Origin of the sequence: Thalassoroseus pseudoceratinae, from assembly GCF_011634775.1 — a bacterium.
Classification (GTDB): Bacteria; Planctomycetota; Planctomycetia; order Planctomycetales; family Planctomycetaceae; genus Thalassoroseus; species Thalassoroseus pseudoceratinae.
Window position 1 is genome coordinate 672,784 of record NZ_JAALXT010000001.1, and the last position, 25,633, is coordinate 698,416.

Below are 25,633 nucleotides of genomic sequence, written 5' to 3' on the forward strand. Positions count from 1 at the left end.
GCCACAGCAACGAGAGATGACGCCCTACCATTGTCAGTTCTGGGCCCACCTGCTCACGCTCAAAGGGGCAGGTGGCAGCATCGACAACCTGACACGTTCGATCTCGAACGCACGAGTTGACCTGAATCCCCATCAGGTCGATGCGGCTCTCTTTGCGCTCCGTTCACCGTTATCGAAAGGTGCGATCCTGGCCGACGAAGTTGGCTTGGGGAAGACCATCGAAGCGGGAATAGTGCTGGCCCAGCGTTGGGCCGAACGGAAACGGCGAATCTTGCTGATTGTGCCTGCAACATTGCGTAAGCAATGGCAGCAGGAGCTTGAAGAAAAGTTCTACCTGCCGTCTGTCGTTCTCGACGGCCCTTTGTTTCGGCGCATGCAGAAGGCAGGAAATAGCAACCCGCTAATGCAGGATGACAAAATCGTCATCTGCTCGTACCACTTCGTCTCTGCGAAAGAAACCAGTGTCAAAGGTGTTCCGTGGGACTTGGTGGTGATCGACGAAGCCCATCGACTGAGGAACGTCTACAAGCCACAGAACAGGATGGCCAGACGGATTGCCGAGTCCATCGGCCCGGCTCACACGCTGCTACTGACGGCGACTCCGCTACAAAACTCTTTGATGGAACTCTACGGCTTGGTGAGTGTCATCGACGAACACGTTTTCGGTGACGCTGCCTCATTCCGTGATCAATTCGTTCGAGCCGGAAGCGAAGCCGAACGCAATCATCAGCTACGCAATCGACTAAACCCCGTTTGCATTCGCACGCTGAGAAAGCAAGTCACGGAGTACGTCTCGTACACGAAGCGAATTCCAATCACGCAGGACTTCACGCCATCCGACGATGAGCATCGCCTGTATGAAAGCGTTTCTACGTTCCTCCAACGTGACTCACTCGTTTCGCTTCCAGCGAGTCAACGCCACCTGATCACTTTGGTCCTGCGAAAGCTCCTTGCTTCGTCAACCTTCGCTATTTCTGGCACGTTGCAAAGTCTTGTCAGCCGCTTGCGTGACATGCAAGCCAACCTGCCTGCTGAGCAGCCGGAGCCTTCGTCAGAGCCGGAATCGGAACTCGATGACGATTCTGACTCGTTGTTGATCGATGAATCCGAGTTTGAAACCCTCGGAGAGTTAGCCGACGAATGGGATTCCGACGAACCAGTCGTCATTGCCAATGATCAACCTACTCCGCCTGCACCAGCACAACAGGCCTCTGTCAAGCAAACCGACGAGTACATAGACCCCAAGTTACTCGAAGAAGAATTACAAGAGCTTTTGGGTTTCTCCAAGCTGGCTAGTCAAATCACCATCAATGCGAAGGGGGAGGCGCTGATTCCTGCTTTGGAGACTGCCTTTGCGAGGGCCACCGAACTTGGGGCTCAGCGTAAAGCGGTCATCTTTACAGAGTCACGGCGCACGCAAAGCTATCTGTTCGACCTACTGACTGAACGTGGATACGAAGGTCAACTGGTCTTGATGAATGGCTCGAACGCCGATCCGTTGTCGAAGCGAATCTACGAGGCGTGGCTGAAGCGTCATGCAGGGCAGGAATGCGTCAGTGGCTCCAAGTCGGTGGACATCAAAGCTGCGATTGTCGAGGAGTTCAAGGACCGTGCTTCGATCTTGATTGCGACGGAAGCAGCCGCAGAAGGTGTCAATCTGCAATTCTGCTCGCTGGTTGTGAACTTTGATCTGCCGTGGAACCCGCAGCGGATTGAACAGCGGATCGGGCGTTGCCATCGATACGGCCAGAAACATGATGTCGTCGTCGTCAACTTCCTGAACAGACGGAATCAAGCAGATGAGCGTGTCTTTGAACTGCTCAGCGAGAAGTTCAAGTTGTTCGACGGCGTATTCGGGGCCAGCGATCAGGTCTTGGGTGCATTGGAGTCTGGCGTTGACATCGAGCGCCGTATCGCAGCCGTTTACCAGAATTGCAGAGAGCCGGAACAGATCGCTGCTGCATTTGACTCGATCCAGTCCGACTTGGACGACGAAATTCAGACACGGATGGAAGACACCCGACAGGTGTTGCTGGAGAACTTCGATGAAGAAGTCGCTGCCCGCTTGAAGGTGCATCGAGACAGAACTCTGGAGAGCCTATCTGAACGAGAACGCTGGCTTCTCAACCTCACTCGTAGCGAGTTGAATGGCGAGGCCGTCTTTGATTCTACTGAGCCACGCTTCAGGTACACGGGGAATGCTGCTAGTCCCGGCTACTACCATTTTGACTGGCGCAAAGCGAACGACAACGGCGACACCTTCTATCGCCAGGGACACCCACTGGCGACCAGTCTCATCGACCGTGCCCAGGGTCGAAAGCTGGATAATGCCACGCTGACCTTCAACTACGGGGCCTACGGCTCGGTCGTGAGCGTCTTGGAACCTTTGATTGGTACATCGGGCTGGCTCGAACTCTCCAAGCTGACGATCACGTCACTCGACACGGAAGAATTTCTACTGCTTTCTGGCGTGACCGATGATGGTGGTGAACTGGACGCTGAAATATGCAGCAAGCTGCTCACGATCCCAGCAGCAGTCGGCAATGGCGTGAATGGAACACCCCCTGACTTCTCGAACATTCGAGATGCTGAAATGACCAAACGTGTCCAGGAGGTTGAGCAGCGTAACATGCGGCATTTTGACGAAGAAGTGCTGAAGTTGGATCACTGGTCGGATGACTTGAAGCACGGACTGGAACGAGAGATCAAGGAACTCGACAAAGAGATTCGAGAAGCTCGCAAGGTAGCAGCGTTGGCTGGTTCACTGAGCGAGAAGCTCGAAGCTCAAAAGCAAATCAAGACGTTGGAGAAGGATCGCAAAGAGAAACGCAAACGTCTGTATGATGCTCAAGATGAGATCGACACTCGGCGGGATGAACTGATCGAGCGGATTGAAGTCCAGCTTGGTCAAAAGAAGAACATTTCGCCGCTGTTCTGCATTCGCTGGACGCTAACCAACAACTGACGAGAACGGAATACACGAATAAATGGCACGGAAACAGAAACTTGAACTGACATGGATCGGAAAAGAGAACCGGCCACGGTTGGAACCACGCATTCTCTTGGAAGACTCGCAGAAGTCGTATCACGCTGCGCAACGTGTCTCAGATGACGACATCTTCGACAACCGACTGATCTTTGGTGACAACCTTCTAGCGTTAAAAGCCCTTGAGCAGGAGTTCACAGGGGAAATCAAGTGTGTCTTTATCGACCCGCCTTACAACACTGGTTCTGCGTTTAGCCACTATGATGATGGCGTAGAGCATTCACTTTGGCTTTCATTGATGCAACAAAGAATTGACTTGCTTCATCGATTGCTTGCGCCGGAGGGCAGCATTTGGATAACCATCGATGACAACGAATCGCACTACCTCAAGTTGCTTTGCGATGAGGTATTCGGTCGGCGGAATTTTGTTGCCAATGCAATTTGGCAGAAGAAATTTGCCCCTCAGGCGAATGCTGTCGGGCTTTCCGATAGCCACGACCACATCCTGGTTTACGCCAAGGACAAAATGCAGTGGGCTTGGAATATGCTCGAAAGAACTGCCGAGTCTGATGCTCGCTATTTGAATCCTGACGATGATCCTAGGGGGCCGTGGCAATCAGACAACTTCACAATCAGTCTTATGGGCGGACAGCGAGGAGCGCAGTATGCGAAGACTGGTGAAAGCAACAATATCTTTACGATTGTCACTCCGTCTGGAAGAAAGGTTGATCCTCCAAAAGGACGCTGCTGGGGAACGACTGAATCCAGATATAAAGAACTTGTAGCCGACAATCGTATTTGGTTCGGCAAAGACGGCAAAAATGTTCCACGTATAAAACGATTTCTCAGCGAAGTGCAAAGTGGAATTGTTGCCAAGACGATTTGGCTTCGAGACGAAGTTGGTGACAACCAAGAAGCAAAAAGAGAAGTCAAGCAATTTAATTCCGACGACGTATTTGCGACGCCGAAGCCGGAACGCCTACTTCATCGAGTCATTTCAATCGCCAGCAACGAGGGAGATTGGGTGCTGGACTCTTTTGCGGGGTCCGGCACAACAGGCGCCGTGGCCCACAAGATGAACCGCCGCTGGATCATGGTTGAACTTGGAGAGCATTGCCACTCGCACATCCTTCCTCGAATGCAAATGGCAATCGAAAACAATGAAAGCACTGCGGTCAACAAGATGGTTGGCTGGAAGGGCGGCGGTGGATTTAGGTACTACAAGCTCGCTCCTTCGCTTCTCGAAGAAGATGAATTTGGCAACTGGATCATTAACAAGAAATACAATCCTGAGATGCTTACGGAAGCTATGTGCAAGCTCGAAGGATTCGTGTACTCACCAAGTAATGAGTTCTACTGGCAGCATGGGCACTCGACGGAAAACGACTTCATCTACATCACAACGCAAACATTGACTCGTGAGCAACTTCAGAAACTCAGCGACGAAGTAGGTGCTAAGCGAAGTCTACTCGTGTGCTGCGGTGCCTTTCGTGTTCGGAAACTCGAAGACTTTCCGAATCTGACTTTGAAAAAGATTCCACGAGCGGTCATGTCCAAATGCGAATGGGGCAAGGACGATTACAGCCTTGAGATCAAAGCATTACCCGATGCGCCGGAACCAGAGCCAGACGAGTTCGATGAAGTGCTAGATGCTCTACCCAAGAATACTCGCAAAGCTCGGAAGGCTATGGATCAACAGAAAGCACTCTTTGCGATGGAGGATGCAGAATGAACCAGCATGTCAACGCCATCGCAAATCGTCTGAGCCTTAGAACGCCGCAACGGGACTCGCTGGAGATACTTGCCCGTGTCTGCGAGATCATCGACCTGGATAAGGATGCCGACCTTTCTCAGCAACTTGAAACTATCAAATCCGAATTCTCGACGGTTGAGGATTTCGAGCGGGATTTCCCTTCCCTGTGCTTCGCCCTGGCGACAGGTGTCGGAAAGACCCGTTTGATGGGAGCGTTCATCGCTTATCTGCATCGAGCCGAGAAAGTTAGGCATTTTTTCGTCTTAGCTCCCAACTTGACCATCTATCAAAAGCTGATCGCCGACTTCACGCCGGGCAATCCAAAGTATGTCTTTCAAGGAATCCACGAGTTTGCGACACGCCCGCCGCAGATCATCACGAGCGACAACTACGAAAGCGGCGTCGGAGTTCGCAGCGGCGGCGTCGATTCCCGTGGTCAAGGCTTGCTGTTCGACGATGCCCCAATTCATGTCAACATTTTCAATATATCGAAGATCAATTCCGAAGTTCGGGGTGGAAAGTCTCCTCGTATCAAGCGACTGAACGAATACATCGGCGACAGCTACTTCGATTATCTAGCGGGACTCGACGATCTTGTTCTGTTGATGGATGAATCCCATCGCTACCGTGCCAGCGCCGGTGTCAAAGCGATCAACGAACTCAAGCCGATCCTCGGTCTGGAACTGACAGCCACGCCACAGGTCGAGAAGGGAAGCAAGACTGAGAAGTTCAAGAATGCTATTTACAGTTACCCACTCGCATCCGCTCTGACGGATGGCTACGTCAAACAGCCCGCTGTCGCCACCAGAGAGAACTTCAAGGTCGAAAGTTACGACGAAGACGGTCTGGAGAAGCTGAAGTTAGAGGATGGTGTTCGAGTCCACGAAGAAACGAAGGTGCAACTCGAAGTCTACAGTCGTGAGAATGGCGTCAAGCGAGTCAAGCCATTCATGCTCGTCGTGGCCCGTGACACGGAACACGCCAACGCCCTGGTGAAGACGATTGAGTCAGACGACTTCTTCGACGGTGCATACAAAGGAAAGTGCATCACCGTCCACTCTAAGACCAAAGGCGAAGAAAAGGATGAGGTCGTTGAGCAACTATTGACAGTGGAAGACCCGAAGAACCCGGTTGAGATCGTGGTCCACGTCAACATGCTCAAGGAAGGCTGGGACGTAACGAATCTCTATACCATCGTCCCGCTTAGGAAGGCAGACTCACGAACCCTCGTTGAGCAGTCCATTGGACGTGGCCTGCGATTGCCTTATGGCCAACGCACAGGCAACGGAGCCGTGGACCGCCTGACCATCGTCGCCCACGACAAGTTTCAGGACATTGTTGATGAAGCGAATCGTGGCGACTCGATCCTCGTGACCGGCGTTGTCATAGGGAAAGACATTCCTGAAAAGAAATCCAAAGTTGTGGAAGTCGTTCCCAAGGTGGTGCAAGTAATCACCGGGCAAACCGGAACAGGTTCCGACAACACGAAGCAGAAGCCACTTTTCACCGACGAACGTGAAGTGAAGGTGGCGACCACAACATTGGACATCATCAAAAATGAGTTTGAGAGATTGCCAAGATCATCAGACCTTAAAGACCCGGAGAATCAAAAGAAGCTAATCCAACGAGTCAAGGAAGAAATCAAGGTTCCCCAGGCACAACTCGAAGGTATGGAGGACCAGTTGAAGGATGAAGAAGTGGCGGAAGTCGTGAAGAAAGCGACTGAAACCTACGTCGAGATGTCCATCGATATTCCTCGGATCGTGATTGTGCCAACCGGAGAGCGGAAGTGCGGCTACCGAGACTTCGACCTCGACACCAAAAATATCAATCAGAAGCCGGTCGCCAACGACATTCTCATTCAAACATTGAGAGAGAATCACCAGTACCGGCTAGTCAGTCTCGCATCGGCTACCGAGGAGCGATTGGAAGATTACCTCATCCGTGGCCTGATCGATTACGACGATATCAGCTACGACGACGATGCCAAACTGCTCTACAAACTCTGCGGCCAGTTGATTGACAAGCTCAAAACGTACCTGAGCAGCGAGGATGACATTCGCAACGTCCTGCTTGCCTTCAACCAAACCTATGTCCGCTTGATCCACGCCCAGATGCAGGATCATTTCTTCGAGGAAGCCACGGATTACGAGGTCCACATCAGCAAGGGCTTCGAGACGCTTCGACCAAGCGCTTTCAACGCTCCCGAAGATGAAACGCCACGACCGTTTCGACAGCCGGTGGATGAGAAGAAGAACATCCGGTCCATGCTGTTCGGTGAATTCGACAAGTGCCTGTTCCCCGTCCAGAAGTTCGACTCTGACACCGAACGCCGCTTCGCTGTCATCTTGGAGAACGATCAAGCCGTGTCGAAATGGGTGAAGCCCAACAAAGGCACTTTCCAGATTCACTACACGGGCGAGTCCAACTACGAACCTGACTTCGTGGCGGAAACAGACGAGGCGTTCTTCCTGTGCGAACCCAAGGCCGAGCCGGAGGTAGAGGACGAAGTAGTCCAAGCCAAAGCCCGTGCCGCTGCCGAGTGGTGCGCCCACGCCAGTAGCGTCAGCAGCAAGCCGTGGCGTTACCTCCTTATCCCCCACACCGCCGTCGATGAATCACAAACTCTCGGCGGTTTAGCCGCTCAGTACGAGGTCGTGGGGGAATCGAAGTTTCAACCCGCAACCGAGTAAAGCTACGCCACCATGAACAACTTCCAGCAACGACCTTTTTCGATACGCATATTCGTGCCTGACGGCGATCCAGACGGATTGCGGTTGGTCGAAAAGTCAAACTGGACTGGAGTAGGTGTCGTTTTCAATCGCAGTATCTACAAGGAAGTCGCTCATCGACCTGAGTTTGACCGAACGGGCGTCTACGTTCTCGTGGGAATGTCTGAGGACAGTGCATTGCCGACGATCTACGTCGGCGAGGGAGATTCGGTCAAAACACGTCTCGATTCCCATTACAGCAAGAAAGACTTTTGGGATTGGGTCGTGTTCTTCGTGACCAAGGACTCCAGCCTCAACAAGGCACACGTCAAACATCTGGAATCCCGTCTTCTGGCGTTGGCCAAAGAAGCGAAGCAGTGCAAGCTCCACAGCGAGCAGCCATCGCTTCCGCCAACACTCTCGGAGGCCGAAACTGCCGACGTTGAGAGTTTCCTCCTCGACATGCTTAGCATTTTCCCGCTTCTTGGCCTCGGCGTATTCGAGAAGACAGTCACAAAGAAGCAGCCGAATGATTTGCTGCTAATTGAATCCAAAGGAATCAAGGCCAGCGGATACGAGGACGCAAAGGGGTTCGTGGTATGCAGTGGGTCGCAACTCGTGAAAGACGAGGCAGCGACGATTCACAATTACATGTCAACGATGCGTAAGGACTTGCTGGAGCAAGGAGTCACCATTGCTCAAGAAGGCTGCTTCGTCTTCGCTCAAGATCAGGTGTTTAGTTCTCCATCCACGGCAGCAGGTGTTGTCTTGGGGCGGACGGCGAACGGACGTATTGAATGGAAAACCAAGGATGGAAAGACACTGAAACAGCTTCAAGGGGAAGCCACCGAATCAAGCGAAGAAGATTGACGAGAAGAAGGTCCAAAAAATGGCAAGAATCGAGAACTACAAGTACAGCATTGAAGAAGCATTCCGGGAGTGCTTCTATGTCGTGCCGGATTACCAGCGTGAATATGTCTGGACGGACAAGGAAGTCCAGCAACTTCTGGACGACATCGATGACCAGATCGAGTCTGGCTCCGATAAGGAATACTTCGTCGGCATGATCCTCGTCTCTCCTGGTTCCCATAAGAATCAGTTCGAGGTCATCGACGGACAGCAGCGCCTTACGACATTCTTCCTCCTTCTGTGCGCAATGCGGCACCGTTTCAAGGACAGTCCTCAGCACTTTCAACTTGTGAATGGGCTGATCTCAACGAGCTACGCCACGAAGACCGGCGACATCGAAACCAGCCTAAAACTGGAGCCCCGCTACGAGAACGCTGATGAGTTGATGAACTGCCTTGTGGCCGAAAATGATGTTCCCGAAAAGGTTTCGATGACTGTCCAGCAATCCGGGATTGCTCGGTTCGGCTCGCTCGACAATCTGCTGAACGCTTACGGAACTGTTTATCGCTACTTACTCGACAACTACGAGGACGAACCGAAGCTGAAGAAGCTCTGGGGATATCTTGCGAACAATGTCGTGTTCATCCAGATTTCGACGGATGTCAGCAGTGCCCTCAAAATCTTCGAGACGATCAATGAGCGAGGCGTCGGTCTGAACCCAATGGACCTGCTCAAGAACTTGCTGTTCACGCAGGTTGACCAGAATGACTTCACGAAGCTCAAGAACGAGTGGAAGAAAATCACTGCTCCGTTGGAAAGAGCGAAGGAGAAGCCGCTTCGGTTCCTGCGTTATTTCCTGATGGCGAACTACAAGATTCGCAACAAGGACCAGATTGTTCGTGAAGATGAGATTTACGACTGGTTCGTCGAGAAGGACAATGCCGAACTGTGCAGGTACAAGGAAAAGCCTTTCGAGTTCGTGCGCAAAATAATTCGCAACGTCGAGAGCTACCTCGCCTTTTCATCTGGCCAAGGCAATGACGGCCAGACCAACGTGCCAATGGCAAATCTGAAAAGGCTCTGCGGCGGGGCATTCAGTTTGCACTACGTCTTGCTCCTGGCCGTGGCCAATTTCCCAAAGCCGTTGTTCGACCATTTTGTAGAGCAACTGGAGAGCTTCCTGTTCTACTACATCTTCACGAAGACTCCCACTAGAGAACTGGAACGCAGCTTCTCGATGTGGGCGGATGAGTTGCGACAGATTGCTGAACTGAAGGATGAATCGGAGCAGAAAAAGCAGCTTAACGAGTTCATCGAGAAGCGGTTCCAGGCAAGCATGGCATCCAAGACCGCCGAACTCATGGACGCCCTAAAGCGGTACACGATTCGGTCGATGCAACAATACCGAACTCGTTATTTGCTCGCAAAACTGACTCAGCATGTGGACATGGCGTACATGGGAGTCAAGACGGCGGGGTCGCTCGACGACTACATGGCGTTGGAGATCGAACACATCCTGCCAAATACGCCGGAGGCCGAACTGCGACAGAGTTTCAGTGCAGCCAACCCTGAAGCCAATTATGACGAATACAAAAACAGACTCGGCAACTTCACGTTGCTGGAGAAGCCAATCAACATCGTTGCTGGGAACGACTTCTTCGAGGATAAGAAACCCGAATACAAGAAGTGCAAGCATTACCTTACGACCAGCATCGTCGAACTCAGTACGGTCGGAAAAAACTCCAGCATCAACCGCATCAACGAAAGTCTGAAGTCATTCACTGACTGGTCGGCAAGCACCATCGATGAACGACAAGCAATGTTAGCCGAACTAGTGAAGGACGTTTGGAAGACATCGTTGGTTGAGGCTTAGACAACGCAAGTAGGTGAATTCAGATGACAAAAGACAACAAGGCGAATCCCGAAGATAAAAAGGAGACGAAGGGTTCACCGAGCAAACCTACCCAGCAACAAACAGCGGGTGAGGAAGCCAAAGAGGCTCCGTCGCTGGAGCAGGTTTTCCTGCGTGACGATGTATATCCTGATGCGGCAAGCCTGATATCTTTTCAGCCGAAGTCGGTTGACGAGTTAGCCAAGACTGGTTTGGTCGTACCTGACACGAATGTTTTGCTGTTGCTTTTCAAGACAGACGCACGCAGCATCAATGAAGTGTCGAAAGTCTTCAAGTCGCTTGCTGTCGAAAAGCGACTTTACCTGCCAGGGCAAGTTGCCAGAGAGTTTGTGACACACCGAGGCGACCATCTTCTTGCTCCACTTCAGGCGTTTGAGCGAGCGCAGTCTGATTGGGGGAAAGCAGTTATTCCCCGCTATCCGTTTCTTGAAGGCCAGCAGGAATACGATGAGTGCCATGAACTCTGCGACAAATTGAAAGAGCAGGTGAAACTCGTTCGGAAGAAGCTAGGCCAGATAAAGCGAGTGATTTCCAATTACTCCTGGGATGACCCTGTTAGCAACTTGTACCGAGAGTGCTTCCCGGTAGAAAGTGTAATCGATCCAGCAGGAGCCACCGATTTCGATCGAGAGAAGACTTATCAGGAGGTCGTGCGGCGATCCGAGCTAAAGATTCCACCGGGCTACAAAGATGCAGGTAAAGACGATGGCGGGATAGGAGACTACTTAATTTGGCTCACCCTGATCCAATTGGGAAAGGAAGAACACAAATCGGTTCTTTTCATCAGTGGAGATGAAAAGGCGGATTGGATGGAGCGTACTGGCAAGCAAGGCATATTTCCCAGAAGCGAGTTAATTGACGAGTTTCGCCGTGAGTCAAACGGCGAAACATTCCACATGGTGCAACTTTCTGCCTTGCTCGATCTTTATGGCGTAGACGAAGAAGTCGTTGAGGGGATTCAGGAATTAGAGGAAGCGGCTTCTGAACAGAAGCGGAGTGCGGCAGCAACACAGCAGCCATTCAACGTGATGACAGAATTGACCAAGCAATTGTCGGCCACAATGGGATATGAGGAAGCCAGGGATGAAGCAATACGCCGCATGAATGAGATGTTTGATGCCAATCCGCTTCAGCGAGCGAAAGAGCAGTTTATTGCTCAGGAAATTGATCGACAAATGAAGGCGGGGCAACTTGATTCTCATTCACTAGAGGAAATCACCCGCCAACTCAATGAGCAGTTCGGGCGATTTGGCGCAAAATGAATATCTGCATCCACCGAGGCACGAAAGAAATTGGCGGCACCTGTGTCGAGATCGAATCACAGGGTCAGCGGATCGTGCTGGATGTCGGTTTGCCTCTCGACGTTGCCGACGCTGACTCGTTTCCATTGCATCCTATCAGTGGCTTCGCCGCTCCTGATCCTTCGCTCTTAGGCGTGGTGATCTCTCATCCGCACCAGGATCACTACGGTCTGGCTCATAGGCTTCCAGCGGAAACTAATTTCCTGATTGGAGAAGCGGCTGAAGCGATTCTTTCGGCATCGGCCCTGTTCTCGCCCGGCGGCGTCAAACTGCAAAACGTCGTCCATCTCCAAGACCGAACGCCGATCACACTTGGCCCTTTCACCATAACGCCGTTCCTTGTGGACCATTCGGCGTATGACAGCTACGCCGTCTTGGTTGAGGCGGACGGGAAGCGGCTGTTCTACTCTGGGGATTTCCGGGCACACGGTCGCAAGGCGAGCTTGATCGACAAGCTAATCATCAACCCGCCCACCGACGTGGACGTGTTGATGATGGAAGGAACCTGCATCGGGCGAGATGACCACACGTTTCCCACGGAAGATGAGTTGGTGCCAAAGCTGGCTGAAGTCTTCAAACCGACTGCTGGCATGCCGTTGGTCTGGTGTTCGGGCCAGAACATCGACCGAATCGTGACCATCTTTAAGGCATGCAGGCGAGCCAACCGGCAGTTCATCATCGACATGTACACGGCTGAGATGCTGCGTGCGACCGGCAATAAGAGAATACCACAGGCCGACTGGAACGGAATCAGAGTCTTCCTGCCCAAGAGCCAGAAGTATCGAATCATCCAGGAAAGAGCGTTCGACATTTCCGATAGCTACAAGCAGTTCCGCATCTTCCCTGAGCGCCTCGCAAATGAAGCAGCCAACTCGGTCATGCTATTCCGCCCCAGCATGATTCGTGATCTCGAAGCCGCCCGTTGTCTGGATGGTGCCGTCGTCGTCTGCTCGATGTGGGGCGGTTATCTGGAACAGCCTGAGAAACAGTGGTTCGTGGATTGGGTGAAAAAGGCCGGGCTGAAAATCGTTCATTGCCACACATCAGGTCACGCATCCATTCCCGACCTGAAACGGTTACGAGCGGCTTTCCCTGATGCCAAGGCCGTTCCAGTACACTTGCAAGACCGGCAGCGGTTTGTCGAACTGTTCGACAATGTTGAGCTTCATGATGATGGGGAATGGTGGTGTCTAAACGAGGAGTAACCTATGGCTAGATTTGTCTATCTACCATCAATTGAACCCGATACATGGCTTCATTGGTCATTCAGCGGCGCTGGTTCGTGTCTGCGGGATTTTCGTGTCAATCCTGCGAGCGAAAATCGGGATTACACGACCGACGAAATCCGAGAGTTGCTTGATCACGCTGACAGTAGGGAGGCAAATGCCCCCTATCATTCCGTGACCGACCATGAGTTCTGGCGGACTGAACTCTCGAATCGCAATCAAGCCTCCGGGCTAGAGCCAGTCGAGCCTTCAGCGGGAGACGATTCGGGCTCCGACGATGTTGAAACAGTCATCGTGCGTCTACCGGCACAGACAGTGCCGGGTTATCGGCTTGTTGACCGTTTCAAATCAGAAGTGAAACCGCTCATAGCACACGAGCGGACGAGCGAACTTGCAACATTGCTGGAAAGCTGGAGGCAGCGCCTCGCTTGCATCAAGAACAAAGATCATTTCAATCATTGGGACGACGACGACTCATCACATCTTCAGTCAACTACGACGGGGATTGGCTGGACATCTCGGATGCTTGAGCATTGCCGATCCCAAGGCGAACTCAGGTTTATTCCGACTGGTGAGAGCAGCCTCGACTTTGCTTTGTTGAACATGGAACTAAACCTTGGAATCTCATCGAAACGGAACTACTTCCGACTTGGATGCCAAGATTATGTGAAACCTGACGGGCTAGGTGTCCGTCAAGCTGACAGAAGTTTTTGTGTCATCGAGGTAAAGGGACCACAAGACGATGGAGAAATGTTTGAAGCTACTTTGCAGGCACTTCTCGGCGCACTCGCCGTGCATGCCAAGAGGGAGATGATTCTACGAATTGCACGGACAGCGAGAGGGCTTCGTCCTGCTGTTCATGATCCCCAAATCCCAGAGGGCAATGCTTCTCTGGGGATATACGTTATCGTCTCTGAGCAAAAAGCAGTTGTGGCTCCAGACTTGGAAAAGAATCTGAAAGTCGTCCTCCAAGCTGCCCCGAGGATACGGGAAATTGTTCACTTCATTCCAACGGCTGATGAAATCGAGACTTTCGCCTCCTTGTCGAACCCAAAAGTGTTTCGGCGGTAACCTGAACAAGTAGGTCAGGGAATTTGCGTGTCGTGACTGGCGTATGTGGCCCGAACCTCCGCTGCTATCCCATTGTCTCGATGGTGGACCATACTGCCCAAAGGCAAGGAAGTATCCGTGCAGCTTGGAATCATGAACTGAAAGCAAAAACGTGGCAACCATTTCGGAGGTAGCAAAAATCGTCGGCGTTGACCGTGACTCTGTGAAGCGGTGGACGACTGAGTTCGCCGAGTACCTGAGCCTGACAGCCAATCCTGAGAGCGGCAAAGAACGTCATTTTACGGAGAGCGATCTCCGTGTATTGGCAGTCATCGCCGAGCAAGTCGAGATGGACGGCGAGGCCGACGATATTCATTACGCTCTCAACAGCGGTCGCCAGTACGACGACTCGCTTGTCGAAGTCGCCCGTTTGCACACGCCAATCTTCCAAGACATGCCCGGCGAGATTGACGAAACATGGCGGCACGGTGCCGTGATTGGCGGCATGGGGTGCCGTGATCGGCGTCAGGTAGCACGAGCCTACAAGTTGGCCGCAGATGAGCTTGTTCAAGTCGCATTAGAGAAACTCGAACCTCATGAATTGGACTTCCCAATTCTGTTCTTGTACCGGCACACGATTGAACTGTACTTGAAGGCGGCTTTGGAGAATCCGCCTGAACATCATGACTTAGGCGGATTGATCCGGTCGCTCGAAGCGGAATGCGGCAATCAATTAGCTGGTTGGATCAAAGATCGATTGTGGGACTTCCACGAGATTGATCGCATGTCGGACATTTTCCGCTATGCCAGTCCAGGGCCTCCTGGCGAGCTTTGGATTGACTTTCATCAGCTTCAGGCAGTGATGAACAAGTTGGTTGAAGCGTTCGAGCAGCACTTGCGTGTTTGACCCATCGAAACAACTTCGCTCAAACCCGGAACTCCCTCCAACACCGCCATCCCAAACCCGCCAACGCCTACCGATGTTATCGAAATTAGAATCCGGTTCAGGTGGTGATCTTTGTGGTTTGTTGGTGGCGGCGTTATGGAAATTAGATTCGGTGGTCGTCGGTAGGACTGGACGTAATAGCCCGTTGTCGCCTTCGGCGACAACGGGCTATGGTGCTTTTCGGCTTGATCTAATTGTTGGAACGAGTCACCCAAGGGTATTTCATTCTGATCGCTTTTAGGCCCAGATTGTGTTTCACCATCGGAGCGTCTTTCACCAGCGGTTCAAGAGCATTGTAAATGCTGACGGCGCATTTTTCCGTCACATGCACGGAAGTGTGACCGACATTCAATTGCAGTCCACAATCCCATGTGAAGTAGGTGTCCGGTGCAACGTCTCGGATGCCGGGAAATTCATCTTCGATGAAACACGAACGGAACTCAAACAGGTCGGATTGTATTTCGCTGCACATTAGGGCGATGTCGTAGACCAGCCGCAACGCCTGCACGCCCGAAAGTGACATTGAGATCATGTCTCCGAGACAGAAAAGAATATACCCCTGGTGCGGTTCACACCAGTCGATTGATCTGTCGTCCCAAGACGTGTCACCGATCCAGTAGGCTTCGGCGGTTTCGTCAACGAATTTCAGCGTTGCGATGTAGGCGTTGATTTCGTTCATGTCGATTTCGATGTCGTCATGGTTCATTGCTCCACCCTCGCCAATTCACCATTTGCGTTCCGCAACTTCCACACCCCGGCACAACACTCCGAATGGAAGTTCTTTGTTCATGGTTTTTCCATCAACTTCCGCCGCTTCTCCTCATCAAACTGGACCCAACCTTGACGCTCCAGTTCGAGAAACCGCTCCCGCAGGTCCGATGCGACGTGGAGTTCGACTCCAGCACGAGCTTCTTCGTCACTCACGGCGGTGCGGAAGTAGCAGTTGTCTTTCGAGTAAGGCCCGTTGGGATCATGTCGGGCCAGAATGGCCACGCCGAGGAACTTTGGCTTTGCTTTGGTAGTCGGCAACTTCAGCATTTCCGTGTCTCGGTGTTTCCAATACCCACTCTCGTCCTTCACCTTGACCGTTAAGCCGATCTCGCTGGCGTAGTCGAGCATCGTGACAACGGACTTGTGGGCCTTGATAAAGTTGTCGAGTCCGCCACACTTGGCGTTCGACGCATACTGCGTCTTGCAGAACGAACTGAAGTTCCATTTGCCGTTTTGTCGCTGGCAAAGGCCAAACCTTGCAGCTTCGGAGCCTGAGCCGGGGTGGGTTACGAAAGCGATGATTTTGGAAGGTGGTTCCATCACGAACTCGTCTTCATCGACGAATTCAACGGAGCCTTGGAACACCAGAGGCCGTTTTGAACCGTCACACGATTCCAGATCGCATTCAGCGCCCGTCAACTCGATCAAGTCGCTGACGCTTACCAGATCGAGCGTAATCGCTTTCTGATGGAGTTGGTCAACAAGCCTCCGGGCGTTGGGCTCGGATTGCTCGGCTGTTTCGATGGTGTAGTGAATGGTGAATCCCATGTGTTTGTTCCTATTTGGGTGTGGTCGCTTCATACATCGTGGCTGGGCGACGATCCATTAGCGGATTCTGAAAACTATTCTGCGTGTTGAGTTCGGTGATCCTCCCTGCAATCGCACCCCGACCATTTCTCGAAGGCATCACAGTTCTTGCAGAAAAGGTATTCACTACCGCAGTCGTTGCAGGTGAACTTGCCGACCTGTCCCTCTTTGTTTTCGTCGAGCCACTCGCCACAGCGGCAAAAGACCATGCCGTGAGTCTTGTGAGCCAATTCCCACCTGAATTCAATTTGCCGTCGCACGGACCATTCTTCCGGCATGTCGAAATCGAAGAAGTGATGTTCGCCGTCGTGTTCGAGAGACGGCTCGATCCCGTGCGACTTGAGCCAGTTCAAAGCCCCTTGGAACGAGCCGCAAGTGTCATGAGGGCAGCAGGTGTAGAGTTTCATTACTCGTCCTCCTGGGTAACGACTCGCCCAACGACCATGCCTTTGGCATCGGCTCGGCAAACCGCTCCCACCCGTCCGATTTCCAGCAACACGTCAACCACCGGGACTCGAATCGGACGAAAGGCTGGTAATCTTTTGCCAACAGTCATGCAGAATTGCTCGGCTCGTTCGAGATTGGCGAACACGAGCAGACCGTGGTTGTAGCGTTGGCCGTGCTGGGCGTATCGGTGCCCATCACTTAGCAGGTAGTAGTGGTTTTGAGACGGTAACAGGTCGGCCAAAGTACCATCCACATTCTTCGGCCACTCCCCCGTCCAAAACGACTTCGCCGGATCATGACCGTCACATGAACAAATCACACGCTGTTGACCGCAGACCGAACAGCGTTGGATGTCGCAATCGTCTTTGTGCGGCTGGCCGGGGGCAGTACCGCAGTCGGGGCAGTTCCTAGTTTTCATACTCGTTAACTTCATCCTTGGATTCCTCGGCGTGCGAGATTGCATTGCCGTCAGATGCGAACCGCTCAGGCAGCGTGTAATGCAAGAAGGACAGCCAAGGTTTGAAACTGGCGTAATCGTCAAGCCAGACTTCTCCCTCGACCGTCTCGTTTTTAGGATTAGGATTGCAAAGTTGCGAGCCCGTCAGCGAATTGCACAGGTCCGCCAAGCCATCGATGTCCATCATCATGATCTGTTCGCAGATAGCGAGTTGAATGTCGTTTCTATGGGGCATTGTTTGTTTTCCTTATGTTGGTTGCTTTTTAGATCGTGGCTGGGCGACGATCCTTTAGCTGAGTCTGAAAATTATTTTGCTGCATTGTTCCACATCGTCGCCTTGTAGACTTGATGGACGACATACCCCTTGCAGCCACGGGCTCACACCAAATCACGGGATCAGCCTCAACTTTTCATTTTCGACCTTATCCACAAATACCGAGCCGTCATCCCTATGTCCGAAGTACCATTCAGGTACGCCAACTTCCTCATCAATGAATTCGATCTGAGTAAGTTCGCCGTCAATGATGTTTGTCTCCTCCCAGCTTCCATATTCGGGAAGCACAAAAGAGAACTCAAGCTCGGCGGCTTGGATGGCCTGATCATCAGTGATGTTGTCCGGCAACTTGACAACAATGTGGCTCTTAAACTCAATTGTTTCGACTTTGGTGAGGACAATGGTTTTGGTTCTCATTTCGATCCCTTTCTGTGAAGTACCCGCTCACGGAGGAGCGGGTGACCAAACCAAACATTTGTGCTTCGTCCAACCTCTAGCGAGAATGAACGACACGTTATCGAACGCCATAAACTCGGCGACGACGATGGAACTTTACCTGGGACGTTCAGGAAAGTCGGTCCTGACATTGCAAGAACGAGTCAGGACATGAAGTATCCGGTGTGGTCATTTTGGATTACGCCAGCCTTTACCAAGGCAGCGAGGGTCGCCTTGAAGTAGGAATTGAAGTTGCATGAAGCCTCGTCAGCAATCTTTTGGCCGGTGAGATGCGCCCCGCCGATCAACTCGTCTACAATCGCACGCTCCGTCTCATTCAGACGGTCAAGGCTCGGAGCGCTTTCACGCCTTCTGCGAACTCGCTCCAGGCATTCCGCTCCGTCGTCCACGAACAATACAGCCGTGTGTTTGAGTGAAGCCGTTACAAGTCCAGCTTCAAGGCATTCTTCCCACTCAGTTTCGTTGACTCGAAATGACCGGCAGAACAGTTCCCTAGTCGCAACCTCACCGATTCCCTTCTCACCACCCTCCTTCATCCACTCCACTCGCTGTCTATCCTGAACAACGAAACTGGATCGGTCGTCAACACGCTGGCCATCGACATATACGGAAGTGACGCCGGGCTCGATATTCATGACCTCGGCCACGGCGAGTTCGATTTGATCGAGGGTGTAGCCAGAGAAGTCTTGGGAGATTTCGTATGCGCCGTGGATGAGGGTGTTTGGCATTGGACTCTCCGGTCAACGGTTATTGGCCGACTACTGTGGTCCGCCTACAACCGTGCATACCGAGCCGGAAGCCATTCGTTACTAGGCACCTTCACTTTGGATACGGTGGCCTCCCCGCAGCTAAGTTGAAACACAAAATGCCGTATTTCATGGGGGCTGCGGCGTTTCACGCAGCAGAATCACCGACGAAATAAGTTTGAAAAAACTTTCCGGTAATGTGCATAAGCGTTTCAGCGTAGACACGCTGGAATGTCCTGATCACAAGAGAGGATCAGGGTCCACGGTCGAAATCGTAGAGCAGTGTCGAGATAGCGGCTGCTTGGCCACTATTGGAAAAGAAATGCAGGGGGATCAGTTTTCGTGCGTCCCGGCCCAGAAGGAAGGCCCACGCTCGCCTACCGGCGAGCGTGGGCTTTGGTGCTGACCATTTAGTAACGACGAAAAAGCAGGTTACTAACCATCACTTTCATGCTGATACCTTCTGCCGCTTCTTTTCGTAAAACAACGCTCGCACTTCTTTTCTTACACTGTATATGCGGGCTATTCGCTTCTTTGGGCAGTAGTCGAGGCGGTGGATGATCTTCATGGAGTCAAGGTGTTCCAGGTGTTTCCTCTGCCGCCCATCCCCAAACCCAAGTACCTTCAGTCTCTCGCCATCGAGCATTGCCTTGAATCTGTGCCGAACAAGGTAATTGACGAACTTGACGAGCTTGGTGATTGTTTTTTTCTTCACCGTAATGTCGTGCTTCTCGTAGTAGCGATGCATCTTTTCCCGAAGTTCCGTATCAAGGACACCGCTATTATCTTCCGGCACGAAACCATCAAACGCACCAACATGTAAAGAGGTACGGAGAGAAGGAGAGTTATTATCCTTCTCTGCCACGATAGGCACTGCATTCGGCGTGAGCATGTTGGAAGCTAGACAGTACAACTGCCGGTACTCACCATTGGATCGCTTTTGCCTGATCCGGGCCATGACGTACTTGTTTTCTACATTCTCAATCGTGTGAAGGACGAGCCTTCGCATTCTTTGCTCAATCGGCTCTGAATTGCTGATGAAGCCGTTGCTCTTGAAAGTTGCATGAGAAACCAGAAGTGCAAGCGTTTCCTCAATTCGCTCTGATTCAGGTAGGTGAAACAACTCGACGAAATAAAACCACACGCAGAGATTGTGGTAGACCAACCAGAAGCAATCGTCGTGGGGAAGTCCGTCCTTTGCCCAACCGCAGCAGTTCTGAATCCATTGTCCGTCGCAAACCTTCTTGAGGTCGATGGTCGCCGAAAAACCGGTTTTTTGTGGGATGGTAGGTTGGACCAGGCCACGCTGCTGCTCCGCAGCAGCGTGGCCTTCCAGGATGCTTGCATCTACTTTGAATCCGGCGTCGGCCCACTCGAACAGATCGTTTATGTTGGCCATCAGTTTGTCTCCATCTGGACGACCGTTCCGAAGAAACTCATGGTCCTTGTTCCTGTGGTTGATCTCGAATCGATGGCTGGATGTAGTTAGCTTCAGCCAGTCGACCTGAACTCGCATGATCCCCTTGAAGACATCCTCGAACGATAAGGGATGTGGACTGACGAAGAATTCCAGTTGCTTCATCCAGTCTTCGAGCAAACCATCGGGCGTGATCGTGACATAGTGCTTGCCGAAGGGCCGTCTAAGGCACCGGCCCTTCATCGGATGGATTTCGGTCTTAGGGAGTCCGAGTTTCACGAGCGTTGGTCGGACATCTTTCTCGATGGCTGTGATGGACTTGGGTCGGGGGTGCTTTTCCCAGACGTGCAAGCCCATCGTTAACGACGAAATGCACCAAACTCGGTTTGGAAAGGCATCGTAAAGCCGTTTGATCTTGAAGAACTGCCCCAGCGTCACGGGGGCGACCGGAATCCACTTATCATCGATGCGGGAAAAACCGAGGACGTTTTCCTTGTTGTCCAGATCGATTGCTTCGATGGTCGATGCCTTGGGAGCGTGCAGGCCGAGCCAACAGAAATCGTCATCTCTGGCGGGCTTGCCGTTGACAAACTCGCAGACTTCCTTGTGCTTCGTCAGGTCAAGGTGCTGCTCAAGGATGTTGTCAGCAAGATCGGGAAACAAAGCCTGCGGCTTTCCAGTCTTGCGATTCTTCCGTTCCACAAAGCCACTTCGGTATGAGTCCTTGATGTGAAACGAGCCTTTGGGAAAGAAGTCCACGAACAAGTGTTTGTAGAGTGCGAACTGTTGCGGGTGGACCTCACGCAACAGCGTGACTTCCGATTGAAGAATTTCGAGTTGCCAGTCTTCCAACGGGCATGCGGGTTGGCCGTTATGCCAAATCTCATCAGTATTGCGCTGATTTTGTTCGTCGGTTACTCTACATAAAGCAGATGATGGATCAGTCATCGAATGTACTCAAAGTAATGCCCCGCCGGAGCCAGCCACGGTTCCGGCGGGGCTTTGTTGTTTAATCGTCGAGTTCGGCTCGCTTGTGGCCAGCAGCCTCCAAGGCACTGGCCGTCTTGTCTTTGTCCCACACGTAGTAATAGCCACTTCCACGGCCAGTATTGGTGGTCGTCACAAAGTTCTCATCGAACGCCTTCTTGCTCGGCTTCTTGTCCTCGGTGCGGAGTCCGCATTCCACCAGCCACTTGCCAGTGACATGGCTTGTTGTTCCAAACATTCGTCCAAGCGTGGTCAGGTTAGCCCATTTGTAGTTTGGGTCAGTCATCTTCTAGTTCCTCATCTATTTCTTCTGCTCTCCGTCCGAAGTACGCCGCCATCGCTTCAAGTTCGTTCTTTGTGTAGGCCCTACGGTTACTCAGCCTGAACTTCGGTTCGGGGAGTTTGCCGCAACGATGGGCGTAAACGATCTTGTGTTCGGCCACTTCAAGCAGCCGGGCACAGTCAGACATCGAGAAGAATTGGTTCATGACTTTATCTAGTAACTTGAAATCGAATTTCGCACGGCATGCGACAAGAATCTTGAAACTAGATTGCCCACGACGAATCACGAAAAATCGGTTTTCGAGATCGGGGGCCGTATCGAAGCCGATCAGCGTTTGCGGCTTCGGGATCGCAAGCGTGCGATGCCAGTTGGAGAAGGTTTGAGAAAGTTGAGGGTATTCTAACGCAATCAGGATGGGCCACTAAGAGCAATTTGGTTTCGCCTCATCCAACGAGCCTGAACTTCATCCTATCTACGCTGAATGACAGGACGGCTCCCTTCAACTTCGACTCCAGCATTCGCTTTTTACATTCCGAAATCGACGTGTAGAATGATGCGGAGCAAAGGGTTGGTCACCCTGCCCAGCTTGGCAAGAGCGACCGTAGAGAGCTTGCACTTCGGCAAGTATCCGCTCCACAAGCCACGACTGTCGTCATATCAGGCGGCTGATCTTGCGTGGCGATTCAATCGAAGCCTTGGGCATTTTCGTGCGCCGATTGTCTGCGCACTCCAACCCACCACAAAGAGATGAAGGAAATGTGCCATGAAAATCGAAGTCGCACGGGTTGATGACGACTCAATCAATCTGGTTTTCGGTCCTCCAAACGAATCGATGTGGCTGATGCTCTGCATCGACGAACATGAAGCGGTTGCACTTCAGACGCAACTCAACGCCTTCGTAAAAGGTGAAGCGGATGAATCCGATACAGCCGACAGCGGCGTGCTTGTCGATCTTCCGATCTACGAACAGGAAATCGATCATGTGTCGATTTCGATTCGGAATGCCTACCTGGAAATCCACAGCGACGACGCACACGAGCTTTGGAAAGAACTGAGCCACGTCCTGCATATTCAGGAAGGCTAATGTCGTCCGATGCCCGTGACTTCCAAACAAAGGAGAACCGATCAAATGGTTGCATTGGAACAACTCAATCACATCAGCTACGGCCCGAATGATGCTGAATTGAACATCGCTGGATACACCGTCGCTCAGGTCGAAGAAGCGCTCTGGGAAGTCTTGAACCTTGAGCCGGGCTTGCTGTGCTACGTCGATAGGAATTTGATCCTCGACAAAGAAAACTTCGTCCTCGGCATGGGCTTGACGGTCCTTTTCTGGAGGCCGTTCGGTTTCAAGGGGTCGGGAGGTTCGCTTTCCGAGAGGCAAATCGTGGCCTTGGAACGAATCGCCGTGGCTTTTGAGCGAGTTGCCGACCATTTCGATCCGCCGAAGCGAACCACGGTCGGCACTCGCTACATCGCCACCCGACTCGGAATTTCGACAAAGTGGGTCGGCGACCTTGTTCGCAAAGGCGAGATTCCCAAATCCTGCATCTGTCCCAAGGCCGGTGAAGGGAAGTATTGGCGATTCTGGAAAGACAAGATTGACGATTGGATCGAGGAGCGGTAGCCAGACATGCCAAGGAAACCCAAAAAAGAAAAAAAGCAGATCACGATCATCGTCGGTGGCGTTCCTCGCTCAGTGACCATGCATCCGCCGAGTGGACGTGAAAAATCCTGGCACGTCTATTGGAAGGGATTGCCAACTCGCCGAGCAACCAAAGAACGAGACTTCGACGCCGCCGTTCAAGCTGTCGAACGCATGCTCTCAAACGGTGGTCAGCTTCCCGATTCTAAATTCGCTTCAATGTCTGATGATGAATTCGTCGAGATTCAACGCCGACATTTCAAGCGAACCAATGCGGCACCAGAAACTCTGAATGGCTGCCTTGAAGCAATTTCAGCGTTCCAGCAAATCACAGGCGTCTCTCCAATCTCCCTTGCCACAGCCGACGACTGTTCCCGTTTCCAAGACGAAGCCGTGAAGTTGCCCAAAATCTGGCGGGTGCAGTACGCCAGCGACAAGCAACGAGAAAAGAAACTGTCTGATGACACCATCAAGCGACTTTCAGTGGACACGGTGTTGAAGTGGTCCACTGCCCTGCAAGCAGCATTCGAGCGAGCGAGCGTCAATGCCGGTAAAAAGTGTATTCGTAACGTCGTAGCGCCAGAGAAACTCCTCACAGGCAATCCGTGGAAAGACTTCAACTGGATCGAAAATAACAATCCAGTCGATGTGCGCCAGTTTGATCCCGATGAATTGCTGAGCGTTCTCAATTACTTTGAGCAAAACTTTTCCACGGTGACCGTCGCCCCCTTGTTGGCGCAGACCTTCCTGTGGTCTTACGCCCGCCGCAGGGAAATTTCGTCCCTCAAATGGAGTGAACTGAGACTCACCGCTGATGAGGTTCACTTCGACATCGTTGGAAAATGGGGAGTCCGAAAGTGGTTTAGGATTCCCAGTCGCCTGTACGAGGACCTTCTGCGAATCAAAACGGAAGGCGATTATGTCTTCGGGGCGTATCCCCAGCAACTTCGGCAGCACTATCTTGATTATGGGCACAAAGGCCACGCAGGCAGAGTCAGAACCGATTTTGATCCCAGCAACTTCGGCGATTGGTTTTACCACCGCATTGCTGATTGGTCCGAAAGCCTGCCGAATGGGAGTGCCTGCGTTCACGTTTTTCGCAAGACCGGCTTGCAGGGAGCCGTGGACGGTGAGGCCGAGAACGAAAAAATCGCAGAGGATGCCTGTGTGAATGTACGGGTGATGACCACCCACTACACAAAGGAAAAAGAGCGACAACTTCGTGCCAAGAGTAATCGCATGTTCGAGCGAATCGCAACAAGCCTTCCGACCGAAGTTCTGATCCGGTACGGCTACACTCCGAGGGTGATCGATCCGCTGGTTGCCAAATTGGAGCAGGCGTACCGGCAGGAAGATTGGGCCGAAGTGGAGCGGCTGAGCGGTGAACTTCGCCGCCGAGATCAGGCAGGCTGAATTGGCTCGCCCCCGGCAATGCGGTCATCCATGAACGGCAGTCGTCACCCGACTGCCGTTCGTTTTTGCGCCAGCGAAACCCTCGACGAACCAAAGGTAGGTACAGATTTGAGGATTTTTGAGGATTGCAAAATGCGAAGCGGAAGTGCCGAAAACGAAAAAAGCCGTAAACCCTTGTGGGTCACGGCTTTCTGAGTACACCCCAGAGGATTCGAACCTCTAACCTTCGGTTCCGTAGACCGATGCTCTATCCAATTGAGCTAGGGGTGCAATGCTGTTTTTGGTTTTTTTCCTGATGTGATGTCAGGTTTGGCCATATCACACTGATTTTCAGATGTGATTGGCTTGTTCGCACGCAATAATAGCGGGGGCTCGAATGGCTGACAACCCTGTGGACCTTAGAATCCCCACCAAAAACCGCTGGAAGTTTTTGCTATTCTTTCTACGGCTGCCTTGGACAATACATCCCTTTGCGACAGTATCGAAATTCCCGGCTAAAGCTGTGGACACTGACTGAATGCAGATTGTCGGTGAAACTGTGAACAGACCGACCATGTGGCTGGGGTCTGGGCCCACCATGAAATCCTCACAGTTTCGCAAGTTGGCGGATGTTGGGGTGGGGGAGGTTCCGTGATTGCGTCGGAGAACTCCAGACTGGCTGATTCGCGTCGACGACACGACGAAGCCATTGAGGTGGGGAGCATTCCGATTCAGGTATCAATTCTTGAATCCGTCCGGTCGTTGGGCTCCTTCTGAATGCGTGCCCGGCGACACTCGCGGCAGCGTAGAATCGACGAACTTGTCTTCGATGTCAGCAGAATCCTCGCCGACAGACGGTATTGATGATCGCAAAGTATCTCTGCAGGGTCGGCGACAGTTTCGATTTTTTTCCGCTGGATGATCAGAACGTTATTGGTCCAGTTGCTTCACCTTGATTGCTCTGCGATGGCTAGGTGAGCTTTTGCGAATGACGAGACTGTGGTGAGTGAGCTTTTTGATACGGGACTCGTATCCCGCGATGAATTACCTGCCGACGTGCCGCAGCGTTGAAATTCCTTGGCATCCACACCGATTGACTGGCCACGGGAAACGGCTGCTTCATGGTTCACGCTGCGTGCTTGAAACCACAGTTACAAACGGGCATACTGACGACGATGTTCAGATCATCACACGTTCATCGCGTTGTGCCGAAAAGG

21 protein-coding genes and 1 tRNA gene are annotated in these 25,633 nt (G+C 52.2%); 12 read left to right on the forward strand and 10 right to left on the reverse strand.

The features are described from left to right. Positions 1 to 16: 16 nt before the first annotated feature. From G6R38_RS02420 to G6R38_RS02460, 9 genes are all read left to right on the forward strand, one after another. Positions 17 to 2,965, forward strand: a complete 2,949-nt coding sequence (locus G6R38_RS02420) for an SNF2-related protein (protein ID WP_166820079.1) — start codon at positions 17 to 19, stop codon at positions 2,963 to 2,965. Positions 2,966 to 2,987: 22 nt separating this feature from the next. Next, positions 2,988 to 4,718, forward strand: a complete 1,731-nt coding sequence (locus G6R38_RS02425) for a site-specific DNA-methyltransferase (protein ID WP_166820080.1) — start codon at positions 2,988 to 2,990, stop codon at positions 4,716 to 4,718. After that, on the forward strand, positions 4,715 to 7,432 hold the full coding sequence (locus G6R38_RS02430) for a DEAD/DEAH box helicase (protein ID WP_166820081.1): 2,718 nt from the start codon (positions 4,715 to 4,717) through the stop codon (positions 7,430 to 7,432). The genes G6R38_RS02425 and G6R38_RS02430 overlap by 4 nt, the downstream gene beginning before the upstream one ends. Positions 7,433 to 7,486: 54 nt before the next feature. Then, complete coding sequence (locus tag G6R38_RS02435) at positions 7,487 to 8,320, forward strand: GIY-YIG nuclease family protein (protein ID WP_240928041.1); 834 nt, start codon at positions 7,487 to 7,489, stop codon at positions 8,318 to 8,320. Positions 8,321 to 8,339: 19 nt separating this feature from the next. Then, on the forward strand, positions 8,340 to 10,172 hold the full coding sequence (locus G6R38_RS02440) for a DUF262 domain-containing protein (RefSeq protein ID WP_166820083.1): 1,833 nt from the start codon (positions 8,340 to 8,342) through the stop codon (positions 10,170 to 10,172). 23 nt (positions 10,173 to 10,195) lie between these two features. Further along, positions 10,196 to 11,473, forward strand: coding sequence for a PIN-like domain-containing protein (locus tag G6R38_RS02445; protein ID WP_166820084.1), 1,278 nt, complete (start codon positions 10,196 to 10,198; stop codon positions 11,471 to 11,473). After that, positions 11,470 to 12,717 carry an MBL fold metallo-hydrolase gene (locus G6R38_RS02450; RefSeq protein ID WP_166820085.1) on the forward strand — a complete coding sequence of 416 codons (1,248 nt, stop codon included), beginning with the start codon at positions 11,470 to 11,472 and terminating at the stop codon, positions 12,715 to 12,717. Before G6R38_RS02445 ends, G6R38_RS02450 begins: the two co-directional genes overlap by 4 nt. Positions 12,718 to 12,864: 147 nt before the next feature. After that, complete coding sequence (locus tag G6R38_RS02455) at positions 12,865 to 13,809, forward strand: hypothetical protein (RefSeq protein WP_166820086.1); 945 nt, start codon at positions 12,865 to 12,867, stop codon at positions 13,807 to 13,809. 151 nt (positions 13,810 to 13,960) lie between these two features. Beyond that, positions 13,961 to 14,695: a MerR family transcriptional regulator gene (locus G6R38_RS02460; protein WP_166820087.1), complete on the forward strand. Its 735-nt coding sequence runs from the start codon at positions 13,961 to 13,963 to the stop codon at positions 14,693 to 14,695. Between the two features lie 229 nt (positions 14,696 to 14,924). On the opposite strand, the gene G6R38_RS02465 is transcribed toward G6R38_RS02460, so the two are convergent. From G6R38_RS02465 to G6R38_RS02505, 9 genes are all read right to left on the reverse strand, one after another. After that, the gene (locus G6R38_RS02465; protein ID WP_166820088.1) at positions 14,925 to 15,440 is read right to left on the reverse strand and encodes a hypothetical protein; all 516 of its coding nucleotides are present in this window, start codon (positions 15,438 to 15,440) and stop codon (positions 14,925 to 14,927) included. An 80-nt stretch (positions 15,441 to 15,520) separates the two neighbouring features. After that, the gene (locus tag G6R38_RS02470; protein ID WP_166820089.1) at positions 15,521 to 16,273 is read right to left on the reverse strand and encodes a hypothetical protein; all 753 of its coding nucleotides are present in this window, start codon (positions 16,271 to 16,273) and stop codon (positions 15,521 to 15,523) included. A 74-nt stretch (positions 16,274 to 16,347) separates the two neighbouring features. After that, a complete protein-coding gene (locus G6R38_RS02475) occupies positions 16,348 to 16,719 on the reverse strand; it encodes a hypothetical protein (RefSeq protein WP_166820090.1) in 372 nt (123 codons plus the stop codon). Then, positions 16,719 to 17,177: a hypothetical protein gene (locus G6R38_RS02480; protein WP_166820091.1), complete on the reverse strand. Its 459-nt coding sequence runs from the start codon at positions 17,175 to 17,177 to the stop codon at positions 16,719 to 16,721. Before G6R38_RS02480 ends, G6R38_RS02475 begins: the two co-directional genes overlap by 1 nt. Then, positions 17,167 to 17,451 (reverse strand): hypothetical protein, encoded by a 285-nt coding sequence (locus tag G6R38_RS02485; protein WP_166820092.1) that lies wholly within the window; start codon positions 17,449 to 17,451, stop codon positions 17,167 to 17,169. Before G6R38_RS02485 ends, G6R38_RS02480 begins: the two co-directional genes overlap by 11 nt. Positions 17,452 to 17,604: 153 nt before the next feature. Continuing rightward, positions 17,605 to 17,907 (reverse strand): hypothetical protein, encoded by a 303-nt coding sequence (locus tag G6R38_RS02490; RefSeq protein WP_166820093.1) that lies wholly within the window; start codon positions 17,905 to 17,907, stop codon positions 17,605 to 17,607. Positions 17,908 to 18,089: 182 nt separating this feature from the next. Then, a complete protein-coding gene (locus G6R38_RS02495; protein WP_166820094.1) occupies positions 18,090 to 18,674 on the reverse strand; it encodes a hypothetical protein in 585 nt (194 codons plus the stop codon). 466 nt (positions 18,675 to 19,140) lie between these two features. Then, a complete protein-coding gene (locus G6R38_RS02500; RefSeq protein ID WP_166820095.1) occupies positions 19,141 to 20,811 on the reverse strand; it encodes a hypothetical protein in 1,671 nt (556 codons plus the stop codon). Positions 20,812 to 21,118: 307 nt separating this feature from the next. Next, positions 21,119 to 21,382: a hypothetical protein gene (locus tag G6R38_RS02505; protein ID WP_166820096.1), complete on the reverse strand. Its 264-nt coding sequence runs from the start codon at positions 21,380 to 21,382 to the stop codon at positions 21,119 to 21,121. A 760-nt stretch (positions 21,383 to 22,142) separates the two neighbouring features. Here G6R38_RS02505 and G6R38_RS02510 point away from each other — a divergent pair. From G6R38_RS02510 to G6R38_RS02520, 3 genes are read left to right on the forward strand one after another with little or no spacing between them, the layout of a single operon-like run. After that, entirely contained in the window at positions 22,143 to 22,463 is a 321-nt protein-coding gene (locus G6R38_RS02510; RefSeq protein WP_166820097.1) for a hypothetical protein, read from the forward strand. A gap of 45 nt (positions 22,464 to 22,508) precedes the next feature. Continuing rightward, positions 22,509 to 23,006, forward strand: coding sequence for a helix-turn-helix domain-containing protein (locus G6R38_RS02515; RefSeq protein ID WP_166820098.1), 498 nt, complete (start codon positions 22,509 to 22,511; stop codon positions 23,004 to 23,006). Positions 23,007 to 23,012: 6 nt separating this feature from the next. Next, entirely contained in the window at positions 23,013 to 24,437 is a 1,425-nt protein-coding gene (locus G6R38_RS02520; protein ID WP_166820099.1) for a hypothetical protein, read from the forward strand. 196 nt (positions 24,438 to 24,633) lie between these two features. Here the strand turns inward: G6R38_RS02520 and G6R38_RS02525 are convergent. Then, positions 24,634 to 24,707 (reverse strand) — tRNA-Arg (locus G6R38_RS02525). Between the last annotated feature and the right edge of the window lie 926 nt (positions 24,708 to 25,633).

What these genes read in the sequence shown, in the direction of transcription:
- G6R38_RS02420 (WP_166820079.1), top strand. Translation starts at nt 17, where the DNA reads ATGACGCCCTACCATTGTCAGTTCTGGGCCCACCTGCTCACGCTCAAA.
- G6R38_RS02425 (WP_166820080.1), top strand. Translation starts at nt 2,988, where the DNA reads ATGGCACGGAAACAGAAACTTGAACTGACATGGATCGGAAAAGAGAAC.
- G6R38_RS02430 (WP_166820081.1), top strand. Translation starts at nt 4,715, where the DNA reads ATGAACCAGCATGTCAACGCCATCGCAAATCGTCTGAGCCTTAGAACG.
- G6R38_RS02440 (WP_166820083.1), top strand. Translation starts at nt 8,340, where the DNA reads ATGGCAAGAATCGAGAACTACAAGTACAGCATTGAAGAAGCATTCCGG.
- G6R38_RS02445 (WP_166820084.1), top strand. Translation starts at nt 10,196, where the DNA reads ATGACAAAAGACAACAAGGCGAATCCCGAAGATAAAAAGGAGACGAAG.
- G6R38_RS02450 (WP_166820085.1), top strand. Translation starts at nt 11,470, where the DNA reads ATGAATATCTGCATCCACCGAGGCACGAAAGAAATTGGCGGCACCTGT.
- G6R38_RS02465 (WP_166820088.1), bottom strand. Translation starts at nt 15,440, where the DNA reads ATGAACCATGACGACATCGAAATCGACATGAACGAAATCAACGCCTAC.
- G6R38_RS02470 (WP_166820089.1), bottom strand. Translation starts at nt 16,273, where the DNA reads ATGGGATTCACCATTCACTACACCATCGAAACAGCCGAGCAATCCGAG.
- G6R38_RS02475 (WP_166820090.1), bottom strand. Translation starts at nt 16,719, where the DNA reads ATGAAACTCTACACCTGCTGCCCTCATGACACTTGCGGCTCGTTCCAA.
- G6R38_RS02480 (WP_166820091.1), bottom strand. Translation starts at nt 17,177, where the DNA reads ATGAAAACTAGGAACTGCCCCGACTGCGGTACTGCCCCCGGCCAGCCG.
- G6R38_RS02485 (WP_166820092.1), bottom strand. Translation starts at nt 17,451, where the DNA reads ATGCCCCATAGAAACGACATTCAACTCGCTATCTGCGAACAGATCATG.
- G6R38_RS02490 (WP_166820093.1), bottom strand. Translation starts at nt 17,907, where the DNA reads ATGAGAACCAAAACCATTGTCCTCACCAAAGTCGAAACAATTGAGTTT.
- G6R38_RS02495 (WP_166820094.1), bottom strand. Translation starts at nt 18,674, where the DNA reads ATGCCAAACACCCTCATCCACGGCGCATACGAAATCTCCCAAGACTTC.
- G6R38_RS02505 (WP_166820096.1), bottom strand. Translation starts at nt 21,382, where the DNA reads ATGACTGACCCAAACTACAAATGGGCTAACCTGACCACGCTTGGACGA.
- G6R38_RS02510 (WP_166820097.1), top strand. Translation starts at nt 22,143, where the DNA reads ATGAAAATCGAAGTCGCACGGGTTGATGACGACTCAATCAATCTGGTT.
- G6R38_RS02515 (WP_166820098.1), top strand. Translation starts at nt 22,509, where the DNA reads ATGGTTGCATTGGAACAACTCAATCACATCAGCTACGGCCCGAATGAT.
- G6R38_RS02520 (WP_166820099.1), top strand. Translation starts at nt 23,013, where the DNA reads ATGCCAAGGAAACCCAAAAAAGAAAAAAAGCAGATCACGATCATCGTC.